The organism is Paenibacillus urinalis, from assembly GCF_028747985.1.
GTDB lineage: Bacteria > Bacillota > Bacilli > Paenibacillales > Paenibacillaceae > Paenibacillus > Paenibacillus urinalis.
Window position 1 is genome coordinate 4,021,435 of sequence record NZ_CP118108.1, and the last position, 12,678, is coordinate 4,034,112.

At 44.9% G+C, this 12,678-nt stretch carries 13 protein-coding genes; 3 read left to right on the forward strand and 10 right to left on the reverse strand.

Annotation, left to right across the window (positions count from 1 at the left end; translation table 11 throughout):
- Positions 1–111 precede the first annotated feature (111 nt).
- The 4 genes from PUW25_RS18610 to PUW25_RS18625 form a co-directional block, all read right to left on the reverse strand.
- Entirely contained in the window at positions 112–414 is a 303-nt protein-coding gene (locus tag PUW25_RS18610) for a YlaH-like family protein (RefSeq protein ID WP_047910846.1), read from the reverse strand.
- A 58-nt stretch (positions 415–472) separates the two neighbouring features.
- Positions 473–2,314 (reverse strand): translational GTPase TypA, encoded by a 1,842-nt coding sequence (gene typA, locus PUW25_RS18615; RefSeq protein ID WP_047910845.1) that lies wholly within the window; start codon positions 2,312–2,314, stop codon positions 473–475.
- Positions 2,315–2,575: 261 nt separating this feature from the next.
- Entirely contained in the window at positions 2,576–3,076 is a 501-nt protein-coding gene (locus tag PUW25_RS18620; protein WP_047910844.1) for a LiaI-LiaF-like domain-containing protein, read from the reverse strand.
- Between the two features lie 246 nt (positions 3,077–3,322).
- Positions 3,323–3,988 (reverse strand): TerC family protein, encoded by a 666-nt coding sequence (locus tag PUW25_RS18625; protein WP_047910843.1) that lies wholly within the window; start codon positions 3,986–3,988, stop codon positions 3,323–3,325.
- A 147-nt stretch (positions 3,989–4,135) separates the two neighbouring features.
- Between PUW25_RS18625 and PUW25_RS18630 the strand changes: the two genes are divergently transcribed.
- A complete protein-coding gene (locus tag PUW25_RS18630; RefSeq protein ID WP_047910842.1) occupies positions 4,136–4,819 on the forward strand; it encodes a TerC family protein in 684 nt (227 codons plus the stop codon).
- Between the two features lie 161 nt (positions 4,820–4,980).
- On the opposite strand, the gene thiI is transcribed toward PUW25_RS18630, so the two are convergent.
- The 6 genes from thiI to PUW25_RS18660 all read right to left on the reverse strand — a co-directional run bounded on the left by thiI (position 4,981) and on the right by PUW25_RS18660 (position 9,740).
- Entirely contained in the window at positions 4,981–6,201 is a 1,221-nt protein-coding gene (gene thiI, locus PUW25_RS18635) for a tRNA uracil 4-sulfurtransferase ThiI (protein WP_047910841.1), read from the reverse strand.
- 4 nt (positions 6,202–6,205) lie between these two features.
- Positions 6,206–7,357, reverse strand: a complete 1,152-nt coding sequence (locus PUW25_RS18640) for a cysteine desulfurase family protein (RefSeq protein WP_047910840.1) — start codon at positions 7,355–7,357, stop codon at positions 6,206–6,208.
- 145 nt (positions 7,358–7,502) lie between these two features.
- Complete coding sequence (locus PUW25_RS18645; protein WP_047910839.1) at positions 7,503–8,261, reverse strand: lytic transglycosylase domain-containing protein; 759 nt, start codon at positions 8,259–8,261, stop codon at positions 7,503–7,505.
- Positions 8,262–8,438: 177 nt separating this feature from the next.
- Positions 8,439–8,813, reverse strand: coding sequence for a protein-disulfide reductase DsbD (locus PUW25_RS18650; protein WP_047910838.1), 375 nt, complete (start codon positions 8,811–8,813; stop codon positions 8,439–8,441).
- A 62-nt stretch (positions 8,814–8,875) separates the two neighbouring features.
- The gene (locus tag PUW25_RS18655; protein ID WP_081872296.1) at positions 8,876–9,091 is read right to left on the reverse strand and encodes a DUF1540 domain-containing protein; all 216 of its coding nucleotides are present in this window, start codon (positions 9,089–9,091) and stop codon (positions 8,876–8,878) included.
- Positions 9,092–9,245: 154 nt separating this feature from the next.
- Positions 9,246–9,740: a YpuI family protein gene (locus tag PUW25_RS18660; protein ID WP_047910837.1), complete on the reverse strand. Its 495-nt coding sequence runs from the start codon at positions 9,738–9,740 to the stop codon at positions 9,246–9,248.
- Between the two features lie 260 nt (positions 9,741–10,000).
- Between PUW25_RS18660 and PUW25_RS18665 the strand changes: the two genes are divergently transcribed.
- Positions 10,001–11,884 (forward strand): S8 family peptidase, encoded by a 1,884-nt coding sequence (locus PUW25_RS18665; RefSeq protein ID WP_047910836.1) that lies wholly within the window; start codon positions 10,001–10,003, stop codon positions 11,882–11,884.
- A 96-nt stretch (positions 11,885–11,980) separates the two neighbouring features.
- Positions 11,981–12,670 carry a helix-turn-helix domain-containing protein gene (locus PUW25_RS18670; RefSeq protein ID WP_047914513.1) on the forward strand — a complete coding sequence of 230 codons (690 nt, stop codon included), beginning with the start codon at positions 11,981–11,983 and terminating at the stop codon, positions 12,668–12,670.
- The last annotated feature ends 8 nt before the right edge of the window (positions 12,671–12,678 follow it).

A 12,678-nucleotide genomic window follows, 5' to 3' on the forward strand; every position in this document is an offset into this window, starting at 1 on the left:
TGGACATATCATCCAAAATGACAATATGTTTTACAGCTCCAAGAAGAACGGAAAGACCGCTGATTAGGGCGGTCTCTCTAATGTGCGCATATGAAGTTGTCTTTACTAAAGCTACATCTTACTAGTCTCTCCAGAAGACTCCGCTTTTTTCTTCTGCCTTGCTTCCACAAAATAACGGATTCTGACCAGCAGCATCAGTGCTACTGCGACAAGCAAGCATTGAATAATCGGCAATTTATCAATTTGGAAAACGAGCAGCATGAAGGAGCCGATGGCCATCAAAATGTACAGTAATATCTCCTTGAGTAATGGCATTTTCTGCTGCGGGCGAAATACCTTATTGTAGACATAAGTAATCAGTACAAATATAACCACATAACTTACGATCGGGTGTGACGCAAACCATGCCTGCATGGCGGCGTTCAGCTCCTTTCAAGTTCATGCTCTCTTTTCCAAGCGTATTATTTACATATTATAGATTAGCTTGGGACATTTTGCGATGCTTCTCTGCACGCTCACGCTCACTCTTATTCAGGAGCTTCTTACGAAGACGAACGGACTTCGGTGTGATCTCACACAGTTCATCATCATTTAAGTACTCCAGAGCTTGCTCCAAGGAGAAGATTATAGGAGTCTTCATCTTCACTGTATCGTCCTTGGTTGCGGAACGAACGTTAGTCAATTGTTTCTCCTTACAGATGTTTACAACGATGTCATTGTCACGATTGTGTTCACCAACGATCATTCCTTCATAAACTTCCGTACCCACATCAAGGAATAACATACCGCGGTCTTCAACACCAATCATACCATAGAAGGTTGATGTACCATTCTCACTGGATACGAGAACGCCCTGATGACGTCCGCCAACTTGGCCGCCTACGAGTGGACCATAGCTGTCAAATGCATTGTTCATTACGCCATAGCCGCGAGTAAGTGTCAAGAAGTTCGTACGATATCCAATCAAGCCGCGTGCAGGGATCAGGAACTCAAGACGAACCTGGCCGTTACCAGAATTGATCATATTGACCATTTCGGCTTTACGGGAACCCAGGCTCTCCATGACCGCACCCATGCTCTCTTCAGGAATATCGATCATTAGGCGCTCAATCGGCTCCATTTTCTTACCATCAATCTCTTTAATGATAACTTCCGGTTTGGATACCGCAAGCTCATAGCCTTCACGGCGCATGTTCTCAATCAAGATACCTAGGTGAAGCTCACCACGGCCAGATACAACATAAGCATCCGGGCTGTCTGTTTCTTCGACGCGAAGACTTACGTCCGTTTCAAGCTCTTTGAACAGACGGTCACGAAGTCTACGGGACGTTACCCATTTACCTTCGCGTCCAGCAAAAGGACTGTTATTCACAAGGAAAGTCATTTGAAGCGTTGGCTCATCAATCTTAAGAACCGGCAGCGCTTCAGGGTTAGCTGGATCCGCAATCGTTTCACCAATATTAATATCCTTAATACCTGCAATAGCAACGATATCGCCTGCACCCGCCTCAGCTACTTCTACGCGCTTCAGCCCTTGGAATCCGAATAATTTCTCAATGCGTGCAGATTTAAAGGATCCATCACGTTGGATAACTGTTACAGCCTGTCCTTGACGAATAACGCCTCTGTTTACGCGTCCAATGGCAATACGACCTAGATATTCATTGTAATCCATCAGTGTTACGAGGAACTGCAGCGGCTCGTCAACACTTTCTGTCGGATGAGGAATGTGTTCTACAATCGTCTCATACAGACTCATCATGTTATCATCTTGTTTCTCAGGATCCATGCTTGAAGTACCGTTAAGTGCAGAAGCATATACAACCGGGAAGTCAAGCTGCTCATCATTAGCGCCAAGCTCGATGAACAGGTCAAGCACTTCATCAATAACCTCAGCCGGACGAGCTGCCGGGCGGTCAATTTTGTTAACAACAACGATTGGCGTCAGGTTATGCTCCAGAGCTTTGCGCAATACAAACTTAGTTTGCGGCATGCAGCCTTCATACGCATCAACAACGAGCAATACGCCGTCAACCATTTTCATAATCCGTTCTACTTCGCCGCCAAAGTCGGCGTGTCCTGGTGTATCCACAATGTTGATAAGGAAATCTTTATAATTGATCGCAGTATTTTTGGCAAGGATCGTAATCCCGCGTTCACGTTCCAGATCATTGGAGTCCATGGCGCGTTCTTGTACGGCCTCATGTTCGCGGAAGGTTCCGGATTGTTGAAGCAGTTTGTCTACAAGTGTTGTTTTGCCGTGGTCAACGTGGGCAATGATCGCAATATTGCGAATATTCTCTCTTACATGCATGGTTTATATCCATATCCTTTCCAAAATCATTTCTATTTGAATCAAATTCATGGTGCAAAGCCATGAGGTTTGATTCTCGAATCAAAATTCATGTTATGAAGTCATGAAGTTTGATTCTTGAATCAAGTTCATGATAATGTAGCCATGAAGTTTGATTCTTGTCATATATAACGACCTACTCACAAAAGAAGCGCCGGGTGATAACTCCGACGCACATATATCCCTTATATTATAGACGAAAAATGTTAAAAATCAAGTAGCTTATCTAAAGCGCCGCCGGGTCGGTTTAGGTCTTCCGAAGATTAGCCAAATTCCCACGAAGATCAGTATAGCAGCAATGACATATATAAATCCGGTTGTGAGCATGGTTATGAACAAGAGCACGATCGATACAGCAAGCAAAATAATGGATGTCCGGTAGATCACTGCAGGCCGCGGGTATTCAAATAAAGCATATTCGAACAATCCCAGCGCAACCCCTGTTATAAAGACAGGCCATAGAGATGCGGTCAAATGCCATCCCCAAATGCTGCATATAAGGAAGAAAATACCATACACCGTCAAAATTCCTGCCGGCACCAAAATAACGGCACTCGTATTTCTGAAGAAGTAAAAAAGATGGAGAAGGATTCCTGGAATGATTAAAATCAGCGGCCAGAAATTTCGTCCAAGAAAGCTGAAAAAGCCCAATTGACCAAGTAAGATGACAAGACCGGCAATGACGATAAAGATGCCAACCAACCTTTCGTTTCTTCCTTTCACTTCACACTTCACCCCGTTTGTATGATGATCTCTGCTTCTATCCAAGGTAGTTCAAGATCTACGTTCACTAGGAACTGTATTAGCGTATATATTTCTAGTTTATCCGATGTTTTTGCAAAAAACTACTGTCATGCTTCATATTTGATAAGAACATTACATTTCCAGCCTCTTCCACACTTTCTCTTAACAATACAAAAAACCGGCAGTCCATCGCGATTGCCGGTTCGTCATTCTTTTATCATTCATTTATGTATCTATCCGATATCTTAACACTTTGAGAAATGCACCTCCGAGCATAACCAAAATAACACACAGTGCGGGCAGCAAGGCCTCATAGCCTGCAAAAATCTCCTGCAGCCATAACCCCAGCTTCGGATCACGAAGGACCATCTCTCCGGAGGTATAAGCTAAAATAGCTGAACCGGCAAAGACCAATATCGGAAAGCGGTGAAGCAGCTTAACAATAATTCCGCTGCCCCATACAACAATAGGGATGCTGATCGCGATACCGATCACGATGAGCGCCAGATCACCGTCTGCGATTGCAGCTATGGCCAGCACATTGTCTAGACTCATGACAAAGTCTGCAACGAGTATCGTATATACCGCACTCCATAAGGTTGTAGATTGTTTGACGTTCACATTCCCGTCTTCTTCAGACAACAATTTAAACGCAATATACAGTAGCATAAGTCCGCCAGCCGCTTGTATAAACGGAATGCCGAGTATGAGCACCGCGATAAAGGTTAAAATACATCTTAACAAAACCGCACCAAATGCTCCCCACCATACTGCTCGATTCCGGCTCTGCTCAGGCAAATTGCGGCTGGCCATTGCAATGACAACTGCGTTATCGCCGCTTAAAACAAGGTTAATCATCAGTATCTGCAGTATAAGCCAAACATCGTCCATGAACAGGGTAAACACCTCCATACACTAGATGTATGCCCAGGTTGTCCGAGCTATGCTTGACGCTGCGATATCAGAGGAATATAATGAACTCCGATTTATGCAATCGGAGGATTCGGAATCATGGTTAGAGTAAAGGAGTGACAAGAATTGGATATCGGTCAGTTTTTAATCAGCTTGCTACAAATTGTTTTTATCGATTTAATCCTTGCGGGGGATAATGCAATCGTCATTGGACTCGCTGCCCGTAATTTGCCGCAAAGTGTACAGAAGAAAGCCATTGTCTATGGTACTGGCGGCGCGGTTCTGATTCGGATCTTGGCGACAATCATCGTGCTGTGGCTGCTGCAAATTCCATGGCTGCTGCTGGTTGCCGGGCTGCTGCTCGTGGGCATTGCCTACAAGCTTTTGGCTGATCAAGGTGCCGATGAACATAGTGATATCAAAGCCGGCAGCTCGTTATGGTCGGCTGTACGTACCATTATCATCGCTGATGCGGCCATGGGGATTGATAATGTAATCGCTGTTGCTGGGGCAGCAGAGCAGAATCTGATTCTCGTTATTTTGGGTCTGCTGATCAGTGTTCCTGTCATCGTATGGGGCAGCACCTTGTTTATCAAGCTCATTGATCGTTTCCCTTGGGTCATGTATATAGGCGCTGCTGTACTCGCTTATACCGCCTCGAATATGATTACAGAAGAACGAAGATTTGAGACCTTCTTTATCTCTCATCCCGTTCTGCGGATCCTATTTATTGTTCTTGTCATCGGCGGTGTTCTGTTCGCTGGTTATCGGAAACAGCAGAATATGAAGAGAGAACATTCCTATTCATAAGATGAGAACAAGCAAAGATAACAGAAGACATTAGTTCTGGACAAGCTTCTATCATCAAAGGGAATCGCAAGAACAAAAAAAGGCTTATCACTGATAATATCAGCGATAAGCCTTTTCGTTTTATTATTGATATTACACCTTATCTTAGAACTTGAGGACCCTTAGAACCAGTCTTCCTGTATCGAATCAGGCATAGCTGTGTCGTCGTTACTGCGCAGTACCAGTGTCTCAGTCTGCTCCACTGCCCTCGCAATGAATTCAGGAAGCTCCGGAATAGACGCTTCAATCTTTTCGACAATCCGCAAATTCGGGTTCGTTGTCGGTGACTTGGGTACAAACAAGGTGCAGCAATCTTCATAAGGTAAAATGGAAGTTGCGTACGTACCAATGTCCTCAGCAATCTTTACAATTTCACTCTTATCCATCATGACAAGCGGTCTTAACAATGGTAGATCAGTCGCTCTCCCAATGACATTCATGCTTCCAAGCGTCTGGCTCGCTACCTGTCCAAGACTATCTCCACTTACAATAGCGAGTGCCCCTTCCCGTTCGGCCAGCTGAGTTGCGATTCGAAGCATGGAACGGCGCATTAGCGTAATCATCAAATTATCCTGCCCCGTTTTCGTAAAGGAGGTTTGAACCTCAGTAAAAGGAACCAGATGAAGCTTCACTTCACCGGCATGATCAGCTAGAATCCTTGCCAGCTCGATAACTTTATCTTTTGCTTTTTGACTTGTAAACGGGAAGCTGAAGAAATGAACCATCTCCAGCTCTAGTCCCCGGCGCATGGAAGACCAGGCGGCAACAGGTGAATCAATTCCCCCTGATAGCAGCATCATGGCTTTGCCATTAGAACCGCGAGGGAAACCTCCGACGGCAGGAACGGATTCATAATACAAATAAGTTCTTGCCTCGCGAATCTCAACCTTAAGCTCAATATCCGGATTTCTCACATCCACTTTAAGTGCACTGAATTGTCTTAAGATCGGAGCTCCCACCAAATGGTTCGTTTCATGAGAAGAATGCTCGAACGCTTTCCAGACCCTTCTCGCATTTACCTTGAAGGTCGTTCCTTGCTGCGGATTGAGCTCCTCCATAAAACCAAGGGAGGCTGCCACGATCTCATCTGCTACAGAAGGGGTTACCTTAACCGGACTAATGGAGACAATTCCGAATACTTTGCGTAAACTATCTGTTATAGCATGATGATCATTCCCACCCAGGTCTACGTACATTCTCCCATATTCCTCAATTATTGAGGTTCCCGGATAGGCCTTTAATTTGGACTTTACATGTTTAATAACAGTTCTCTCAAACCGCTTTCGGTTCTTACCTTTCAGTGTAAACTCTCCAAAACGGAGCAATAGCATATCATATTTCATCGGTTTACCTATTCCACCCTTCAAAAGAAGCAAGCCTTTCCTTCATCTGTCTCATCGCTTGAATCAGCTGTAATATATCTTGCTCTGTGTGTTCATCTCCCAGACTAATTCGAATTCCGCTGTCAGCAATCTCCTCTGACTTGCCCATACCGAGCAGCACCCGGCTTGGAATGGCTTGTTTGGACGAGCATGCCGATTGCGTGGAAACAATGACATTCAGCTGCTCTAACATGTGCAGCATCACTTCGGCCTTCTTGCCAGGATAAGAGAAATGCACAATATGCGGGGCCCCTTCTTCCGAGCTGTTGAGTACCCACTCCGGATGCTGTCTGATTTCTTCAAGAAGCAGGAGCTGCAGTCTTTCCAATTGTGCCTTCAGCTCGGATTGACGTTCCCCGGCAAGACGTATGGCTTTGGACATGCCTACGATCAGCGGAATGTTCTCGGTTCCTGCGCGCATCCCCTGCTCCTGAGAACCGCCTGACATTAAGGACGTCAGCTCCAGTCCAGACCGAATATATAAGAGTCCCACACCTTTAGGTCCACGGATTTTATGTCCCGAGATACTGTACAGATCAATGCCCGTCTCTGCTAACTGAACAGGGATTTTACCATAAGCCTGTACCCCATCCACATGGAACACAATTTTCGGGTGGTTCTGCTTAAGAGCCCGCCCAATTTCAACGACAGGATGCACGGCTCCCGTCTCATTATTGACATGCATCAGACTTACCAGAATCGTTTCTTTGCTGATCGCATTTAATACATCCTCCGTCTTTACTCTGCCAAGCGCATCAACCGGCACATAAGTAATATCATACCCGATTTCGGACAAAAACCTGATGCTTTCATACACAGAGGCATGCTCCGTCCTGGTCGTAATGATATGACGTCCTCTGGATTGGTATCGCAGCGCCGCTCCTTTTATGGCAAGGTTATTGCTCTCCGTAGCACCAGATGTGAATATAATTTCATCCGGTTTTACATTCAAAGTCTCAGCACAAACAAAACGAGATTTATTCAATAGTCGCCCTGCATTTTCTCCGTAAGCATGAATTGAGGAGGCATTCCCATAATGCAGCTTCATTACCTCTGACACGGTTCGAATTACATCTTCATATGGCGGAGCTGAAGCCGCATAATCAAAGTATTGCATATTTTGTCAACCTGCCTCCTTTCTTAAACGTGAAAAAGATCAAAAATGGACAAGCCAGTCGAAGCCTCATACCGACTGTCCAAGTTGATCTTTTGTTCAGATCCGATAACTTTAATGAAGCAGAAGGACTGAAATAAATAGCAGCTTATGCTCTGTATCCTGCTTCTGCTTTTTCTATTTTAGCAACATAGTCCTGCGTTTCCTTAGGCAATAAATGGAGTACATTCATCAGCTGCTCATCCGTGTTAACCTGCAGCTGGCCTACCCGGCCTGGGCCCGCATTGTAAGCAGCGAGAGCAAGCTTCACTTGACCGTCAAACCGTTCTAGCTGGTATGACAGATATCTTGTTCCAGCATCGATATTTTGTGCTGGATCGAATGGATTCGTTACACCCAATCCTGCTGCGGTTCCATCCATGAGCTGCATCAGGCCCTTAGCTCCGGCTCCCGATACCGCGTTCGAATTAAATCCGGACTCTGTATCAATAACTGCTTTAATGAGGGACACAGGTACGCCGTATTTAGCGCTGGCTTCCTTGATCAATGACTCATAGGCCGTTCTTCCAAGCTGTGAAGGCTGATCCGATGAAGAAGATGCGATGCCTAAATTCGAAGCGGATACGGCACTTGCATTTACATTCGTGTTTGTATTCATATCGCTTGAACCGCCGGATACTTTACCCGTTCTGAGGTTAATCCACAGCAGTCCGTCCGTTGACGACATATAAGAGCTGTTAGTGCTGTTGTCTTCTTGACGATCCGTTGATGGATCTCGTTTAATTTCAGCCCATATCTCAGCGAATTCAGGCGCAGAAGTTGCAGAAGAATCTGCCAATTTGGAATTGGTTCCTGAAGAAAAGGAAACATCATACCACAGCGATTTTCCTACAGGATCGATTTGCATATGTAAACAGGCCTCCAATATACTATCTACCCATATCTAAATTTTAATAAAATTCATTCATTATCCATTGATCTATTGTAACAATTGCCATCCTGCATGCCAAGTCTTGTTTTTCCTCATGTGAATAAACTAATCAGGCAGCCCCGCATGAATCGAAGAGCTGCCTGCATTACTTTTCTAATAGTAAGTGAACATCACTAGGAACGCATAGCTCACCAGAGCCGCAATCCCGATGCCCATTGCCCAGCCGCCAGCTGTACGTCTCCCTTTGCTGAAGGCATAATACCCGAGAACGATACCTATGACACCTACCACATAAGACCATAAAAACAAGGACACAATGGATACGGCAAGAGCCAGATATCCTATTCGTTTAGACGTTGTGTCTTCATCTCGCTCACGAGCCCTAGAAGTCTCCCCGGTGGAATCAACCCTTACTGATGGGCTGATCTCAGCTGCGTACTCCTCCTGATGGTCATGATGCTCTTTGCGAGGAAAATCGATACGATCTCGATTTCCCTTTCCTTTGTTTTCCTGGTTCGGTTTGTCCATTTTTTCGCACCTCCGAAGCATTAGAAGCCTGTCAGGTTATGAAGCCGCAAAGATTCGGTTGACTATGCCTTGGGTTTAAACGTGTGACAACAAGTCGCTGAAGAAGTGCTTGCATAATCTTGATGTTCGGAATCAAATGTTTCTCCAGCATACTCTTCCTTGAGATGGTTTCTGGCATGCGCATCAATGTCAATCATAATCAGATCTGCTTTGCAAACATTTTGTTCTCCCCAATAACTGCAGTTTGATACGCTGCATTTTACGATGGGTATAGTCATTATTATCACCTCAAATGGTATGGTACCCTCATCGCCTGACCCTTATACTCCAGCATTATCATGCAACGCTGCCTTTTGCTTGCAAATGAAAAAAGCCGTGTAGTGTACACGGCCCTAAGGTATAACTTGTATTCAAAAATCGACTCAGCAGCGCTTAAGCTCTGCTCTTCATTCTGCGCTGAGTCAGATAATCACTTTCGTAATAGTTCAGGTCATCACGCAGCTCTTCATAAGTCTTCGTAATTTCCATGATGATATCGCGAGCAGGTCTTACCGGCTTAATCCGAAAACGAATGGCGTCTTGACCTGTATATGCGTAACGTCCATCCTCAGAGTAGCATTCATTCTTTGGATAGAAGAAGCTGTTAATTCCCTGATGATAAAGGTTATACAATGCTTTTTCCGCAAAATCAACGTCAAAATTCGCACGACGGAGTGCTGTTCCGAGCTTCTCATACGATACCTCAGAAAAGACGAGCAGGTGCCGAAGGTCGGAAAGAAATCCTTTGTAAAATGGAATCGTCTCCTGATCCTGGTCAGCGGCAAGCTGAGCAAGTGAGTTCTCGTTTAGAAATGTTTCCAGTTTTTCAATTGCGGGTTTCAATTTCTCTCGTGCCGATTCACACAACTTCTGCACATTTGCTGACATAAAGGTAGTTCCCCCTTAAAGAATAAGTCCCTCATATAGACTTCTTATGACCGGCCAAGATTTAACTGCATCTACTGACCATTATTTCTCAGCTACTATCCTACCATAAAAATGTGACGAGCGGTACTTAAATAACCCCTATAACTGCGATTTCCATTCCCCAGTTCATTTTCGTCAGAGCTGCAAATCATTTCGTATAAAAACTGCCTCATCTTCTCACGCTATAACTACTATTAGACAGCAGGAGGAGTACTAAAATAATGGCTAGAAGCAATTGGACATATTGGGCGATTGGCGCCGCCGCTGCCGTTCTGGTGATGACCACCCTGTTACTTCCCGGGGAAGAGAATACCGCTGAACAGCAGCAGACCCCTAATGAGCCACAGCAGGAGCAGCTGCTCAAACAACGAATCAAAGCACAGGACGTTCAAGCAACTGACCGTTTATCCCGGATGGATGCCCAAATGCATCTTCAAAAAATGCTGGAGGAATTAAAGGCTTCAGATCGTAAAGAACTGTCAGCTTATATGGATCAATTGGAAAAAACTCATAGTCACATTCATACCTTGCTCTGGATGGATCTGGAGCAAAACAAGCAGCAATCCTTCAGTATTCAGAAGAATACGGATTCATTACAGAAGAATAAACAGCTTCAAGCAAGTATTGACTCCGCCAAGCAAGCTCTTCAGAAGCATAAATCGTATGAATCCACTTCGCTTACGCTCAATAAGGATAAGTATTTTGTTCTTGGCGAACCATCTTCTGACGGCAAGCATGCGGTTATCGCAGTTATGAGTCAGCATATCCTGAATGATGTGGAAGAGCATCAGCGCCGGAACCTAAGGATGATCCCTTATCCCAAAGAAGGCAAATACAGCGTAGAATCTGTTCTTCCTAACACCTTAAAGGATATCACCGTCAAGACAGGACACGATAATCAGAACGCAAGTCATTATTATGAAGATGAGATCGTCGTTAGATTCAATGAGAAATTGACATCAGAGAAGCTTAAACAGATCGAGAAAGATATTGATCTGGATCATACGCATCAAGTTGGCCAGGCGTATGTTTTTCGATCTAAAAAGATGGATTTTGCTAAGTTGCAGGCTTATTTTAAGAACAAATGGAATCCCGTATATTCCGAGCCCCACTATTTATATTTAACCAACGAAACGGTACCTGAAAATGAGCTGGCTGACAATATTCCGAACGACCTGTTGTTCTCTCGTTATCAATGGAACCTGCCTGCGACCGAAACAAACAAGGGATGGACATTGTCCAAAGGCAGTGAGGATGTCATTGTTGCTGTTATTGATACAGGCGTAGATCTTGATCATCCTGATCTGGAAGGGCAGCTGGTCGAGGGATACAACGTTATTGATGGGGAAGCAGAGCCTTACGATGATGTCGGACATGGTACCCATGTTGCAGGAATCGTATCTGCCAAGGTGAATAATAATGAAGGTGTTGCAGGCATGACCTGGTATAACAAAATCATGCCAGTTAAAGTACTCGACCAATCCGGGTCGGGCACAAGCTATGCCGTAGCTGAGGGAATCATCTGGGCGACCGATCACGGTGCAAAAGTGATTAATATGAGCCTTGGTAATTATGCAGATGCTGAATTCCTGCATGATGCGATCAAATACGCTTATGACCATGATGTCGTCCTGATTGCAGCGACGGGTAATGACAATACCGAACGGCCTGGCTATCCGGCCGCCTATCCCGAAGTATTTGCTGTTTCTGCCACGGATGCATCTATGAACCGGGCGGACTTCTCAAATTATGGTGATTACGTGGATGTCATGGCACCCGGGGCAAGCATTGCCAGCACCTATCCGGGCAATCAGTATGCTGCCCTGTCAGGAACGTCGATGGCAAGCCCTCATGTTGCCGCACTGGCGGGATTAATCCGTTCCTATAATCCTGATCTGTCTAACGAAGAAGTAATGGATCTGATGCGCAGCAGTGTCATCGACCTGGGAGACCCGGGATACGATAAATACTTTGGCTACGGTCAAATCGATGTGTACAAGGCGCTGGAAGCTGCAGGAGCATCTGGAGAGCAGGCCCCCCTTCAGTTATGGCCTCAGAATGTTCGCGACAAGCTTGAGGATACAATCAACAGATTTATGAAGTAATAAACAAAAAGAGCAGGCGAGTTCTGATATGCTCCCATCATAGTAGACAGTAGAAAAAATAAAAACTTCTACTACTACAACGATGGGAGTATTTCTATGTCTAGAAGAAGTTCAACTTCAATTGAAACGAAACTGCATGCCATACAGCGATGCCTGGAGCACAGGTCAAATCCAAACTATGAAGCGAGACAACTAGGGGTTAGTTCCCACACAGTTAGAGAGTGGATAAGAAAATACAGAGCAGATGGTTTGGATGGATTGGGGGAATCGAGAACATGGAAAACGTATTCAAGGGAATTGAAAATTGCTGCTGTTCAGGATGTGTTATCTGGACATTGCTCCCTTGAAGAGGCGACAAGGAAGCATCGTATTTCCAGCAACAGTGTGTTGCGGAAATGGATTAACAAGTATACTAAGGAGATAGAATTAAAACCTACTCTTAAAGGAAGAGGACTATCTCAAATGAACAAAGGACGTAAAACAACTTACGAGGAACGTATTGAAATTGCGCAATATACAATCGCTAATGGTTTGGATTATCAGAAAGCCATCGAAAAGTACGGTGTATCTTATCAGCAAGTGTATGCCTGGGTTCGGAAGTATCAAGCAGGCAGTGAAGATGCTCTTAAGGACAATCGCGGTCGAAAGAAGCCTGTAGAGGAACTGGATGAGCATGAACGTCTCAAGCTGCGGATCAAGGAATTAGAAGCTCGAAACGAATACCTGGAGATGGAGAATGCCTTCGCAAAAAAGTTGGCGGAGATCAAGCGACGAAATACACGCTAACCCTTGTT

Excerpts from the sequence above, each read along its gene's own strand:
- PUW25_RS18610 (WP_047910846.1), bottom strand. The coding sequence starts at position 414 with ATGCAGGCATGGTTTGCGTCACACCCGATCGTAAGTTATGTGGTTATA.
- typA (WP_047910845.1), bottom strand. The coding sequence starts at position 2,314 with ATGCATGTAAGAGAGAATATTCGCAATATTGCGATCATTGCCCACGTT.
- PUW25_RS18625 (WP_047910843.1), bottom strand. The coding sequence starts at position 3,988 with ATGGACGATGTTTGGCTTATACTGCAGATACTGATGATTAACCTTGTT.
- thiI (WP_047910841.1), bottom strand. The coding sequence starts at position 6,201 with ATGAAATATGATATGCTATTGCTCCGTTTTGGAGAGTTTACACTGAAA.
- PUW25_RS18640 (WP_047910840.1), bottom strand. The coding sequence starts at position 7,357 with ATGCAATACTTTGATTATGCGGCTTCAGCTCCGCCATATGAAGATGTA.
- PUW25_RS18645 (WP_047910839.1), bottom strand. The coding sequence starts at position 8,261 with ATGCAAATCGATCCTGTAGGAAAATCGCTGTGGTATGATGTTTCCTTT.
- PUW25_RS18650 (WP_047910838.1), bottom strand. The coding sequence starts at position 8,813 with ATGGACAAACCGAACCAGGAAAACAAAGGAAAGGGAAATCGAGATCGT.
- PUW25_RS18655 (WP_081872296.1), bottom strand. The coding sequence starts at position 9,091 with ATGACTATACCCATCGTAAAATGCAGCGTATCAAACTGCAGTTATTGG.
- PUW25_RS18660 (WP_047910837.1), bottom strand. The coding sequence starts at position 9,740 with ATGTCAGCAAATGTGCAGAAGTTGTGTGAATCGGCACGAGAGAAATTG.
- PUW25_RS18665 (WP_047910836.1), top strand. The coding sequence starts at position 10,001 with ATGGCTAGAAGCAATTGGACATATTGGGCGATTGGCGCCGCCGCTGCC.
- PUW25_RS18670 (WP_047914513.1), top strand. The coding sequence starts at position 11,981 with ATGTCTAGAAGAAGTTCAACTTCAATTGAAACGAAACTGCATGCCATA.